The following is a 1,763-nucleotide window of genomic DNA, read 5'->3' on the forward strand; positions in this document are numbered from 1 at the left end:
CCGCCGTGACCGACCCGACCGGGGCCGCGGCGGGGGTCGGGGAGGCCCTCGGCACCGCGCTCGACACCGGTGTACTGGCCGCTGCCGAGCCCGCCGTACGGCGCCGGGTCCTGCGGGAATGGCTCGCCGGAGCGGGCGCGCGGGCCCTCACCGACGCGCAGCTGCGGGCGGCCGACGACCTCGTCGGAGCCTGGCGCGGGCAGGGCGGACCGGCGGTGGGCGGCGGCTTGGTGCTGACCCGCGCCCGTGGCAGGCTCGTGCTGCGCCGCCGCAGCCGGCCGCGTGACCGGGCGTGACCGCGGGTCCGGTGGAGGCGTCGACCGGGCCGTCACACGGTCCGTGCGAGGGGGTCGGGTGTACGACGGGGACATCTCCTCGGTGCTGGTCACCGAGGAGCAGGTGCGCGAGAAGACCGCGGAGCTGGCGCAGCAGGTCGCCGGTGACTACGCCGACCTCGTGCGCGACGGCCGCGAGTCCGACCTCGTGCTGATCGGCGTCCTCAAGGGCGCCGTCATGTTCATGACCGACTTCGCCCGCGCGCTGCCCATCCCGGCCCAGCTCGAGTTCATGGCGGTCAGCTCCTACGGCTCGTCGACCTCGTCGTCGGGTGTCGTGCGGATCCTCAAGGACCTCGACCGCGACATCGCCGGGCGGCACGTTCTGATCGTCGAGGACATCATCGACTCGGGGCTGACCCTGAACTGGCTGCTGGGCAACCTGCAGACCCGCTCGCCCGCGTCGCTGGAGGTCGTGACGCTCCTCCGCAAGCCGGACGCGGTGAAGGTCGACGTCCCGGTCCGGTACGTCGGCTTCGACATCCCGAACGAGTTCGTCGTCGGCTACGGCCTCGACTACGCCGAGCGCTACCGCGACCTGCCCTACATCGGCACGCTCGACCCGTCGGTCTACGCCTGAGCGCGGCTCAGCCGAGCCCGGGCCCGGCGGGTGTGGCCAGCGCGCGCGGGTCCACCCCGGCCGGGGCCGCGGTGAACGCGGGCCCGCCGGCGAGCGTCAGACCGGCCGGACCGTCGGTGCGGGCTGCGTAGTCCAACGCCCTCGCCAGGTCGGTGTACTCGATGCTGGGCAGGTCCTCGATGGTGGTGAGGCTGGACAGCACGCCGATCGCGCGGCCCTGCGCGTCGAGCAGCGGGCTGCCCGACTCCCCGGCGACGCCGTCCTGCACGGCGAACACCGCGTGCCCCCACCCGCCACCGACCTCGGCGGCGGCCGCACCGGCGCGCACCCCGACCGTGCGGACGCCGCCGGCGCCGGGTGGGTTGGTCAGGCCGTAGACCGGGGTGCCGGCGGGCAGCGGCGCGGTGCGGACCGCGCCGGGACCTCCGAAGAACGGCACCGCGGCACCCACCGACGGGCGGGCGCCCGCGGGCAGCTCGACGAGTGCGAGGTCGTTGTAGGCGCAGACGTCGGGGTCGCGCTCCCCGCGGGCCTGCATGGTGTTCCACGAGCTCCACGCCAGCGTCCCGGTGACCGTGCCGTCGCGGCCGTGCACCAGCACCGGGGTGCCCAGCGGCACCGCGTCGGAGGTGCAGCCGTCGGTCTCGGTCTCGCCGCCGGTGCCGCCGCAGTGCGCGGCCTGCCCGAGGAAGGTGCGCTCGCCCGCGGTGAACACGAACCCGGCCGTGCACAGGCCCGCGCCGGTGGTCTCGGTGACGGTCCCCGGACCGATCGACCCCGGCCCCGCGACGACGGCCGGGTGCGGCACGAGGTCGCCCGCCTCGGCCCGGGCGGTGGTCGCCGGCGGC

Annotated in this window: 3 protein-coding genes; 2 read left to right on the forward strand and 1 reads right to left on the reverse strand. The window is 76.0% G+C overall.

The genetic code is table 11. The features are described from left to right. Together GTW08_RS25645 and hpt are read left to right on the forward strand one after the other, a co-directional pair. Positions 1-296 (forward strand): TilS substrate-binding domain-containing protein (locus GTW08_RS25645; RefSeq protein ID WP_202417686.1); only part of this gene is annotated, 296 nt, incomplete at its 5' end. A 58-nt stretch (positions 297-354) separates the two neighbouring features. Then, positions 355-915 (forward strand): hypoxanthine phosphoribosyltransferase, encoded by a 561-nt coding sequence (gene hpt, locus GTW08_RS25650; RefSeq protein ID WP_073576928.1) that lies wholly within the window; start codon positions 355-357, stop codon positions 913-915. A 7-nt stretch (positions 916-922) separates the two neighbouring features. Here the strand turns inward: hpt and GTW08_RS25655 are convergent. Beyond that, the coding region (locus tag GTW08_RS25655) for a S1 family peptidase (protein WP_161152649.1) at positions 923-1,763 on the reverse strand (841 nt) is incomplete at its 5' end.

The sequence above is a fragment of the Pseudonocardia sp. SID8383 genome, assembly GCF_009864975.1.
In the GTDB taxonomy this organism is placed as follows: domain Bacteria; phylum Actinomycetota; class Actinomycetes; order Mycobacteriales; family Pseudonocardiaceae; genus Pseudonocardia; species Pseudonocardia alni.